Source organism: Bradyrhizobium sp. Kon58 (genome assembly GCF_055807455.1).
In genome coordinates this window covers 1-377 of sequence record NZ_JBVVOT010000210.1, presented here as the reverse complement: position 1 = coordinate 377, position 377 = coordinate 1, and the positions used below count along the sequence as shown (strand labels likewise).

Genomic DNA, 377 nt, shown 5'->3' with positions numbered 1-377 from the left:
AAAGGCCAAACCCCTGACTATCTGGATGAATACGCCATCAGTGAGCGCGGCTCCCACGAAGTCCTCTGGTATGCGCATTTTCACTACAGCACCCACTGGACGCCGAATAAATCATTCATCAGCGCTCGCCTGAAAACTGTAGCGGAACAGCGGCTGGGGGCGGCGGCTGACTCCGTCAAGGGCCTGGATGAGACACAAAGGGTGGCCTTCTACAGCAGCGAGATCAGTCTGGCGCAAGCCCAGCGGGTGTTTTTCCCATAAGCTGATCTGGACGGGCAACGGCACACAACTTGCTGCCTGGCCTGGGTCTCTGTCGTGGAAATTGCCATGCTCCATTCACACCTGACCACCCTCAATGCCGTGTCCCTGATCCTCAC

1 protein-coding gene is annotated in these 377 nt (G+C 57.3%); it reads left to right on the top strand.

Annotated elements, in window-relative coordinates; translation table 11 throughout:
• Positions 1 to 261, top strand: a 261-nt coding sequence (locus AC0L20_RS40155; protein WP_473295693.1) for a hypothetical protein, incomplete at its 5' end; no start/stop codon positions are given.
• Between the last annotated feature and the right edge of the window lie 116 nt (positions 262 to 377).